This window comes from Streptomyces sp. MMG1121, from assembly GCF_001280015.1.
Lineage (GTDB): Bacteria > Actinomycetota > Actinomycetes > Streptomycetales > Streptomycetaceae > Streptomyces.
In genome coordinates this window covers 1-419 of record NZ_LGDV01000081.1, presented here as the reverse complement: position 1 = coordinate 419, position 419 = coordinate 1, and the positions used below count along the sequence as shown (strand labels likewise).

Here is a 419-nt window from a genome sequence, read left to right as displayed (position 1 = left end):
ACACCCGACAGCACCAGCGACGTAGGCCCGTTGACGGCAGCGACGCTCACACCCTCCGACAGCAGCGGAACTACTTCCTCCTCCGTCGCCTCCACCGCAACCATCACACCACCAGCCGGCAACGCCTGCATCAAACGACCCCGCGCCACCACCAAAGCCGCCGCATCCTCCAACGACCACACACCCGCCACATACGCAGCCGCCACCTCACCAATCGAATGCCCCGCCAGGAAATCAGGCCGCACACCCCACGACCGCACAAGGCGATACAACGCCACCTCGACTGCGAACAGAGCCGGCTGCGCAAACCGCGTCTCGTCCAGCAGCCCCCCACCCTCGAACACCACATCCTTCAACGAACAGCCGAGTCGCTCGTCCACGGCCGCACACACCTCATCGAAAGCCTCCGCGAACACCGG

At 65.4% G+C, this 419-nt stretch carries 1 protein-coding gene; it reads right to left on the bottom strand.

Annotation, left to right across the window (positions count from 1 at the left end; all coding sequences use genetic code 11):
• Window positions 1–419 (bottom strand): acyltransferase domain-containing protein (locus tag ADK64_RS08680; RefSeq protein ID WP_159046200.1); only part of this gene is annotated, 419 nt, incomplete at both ends.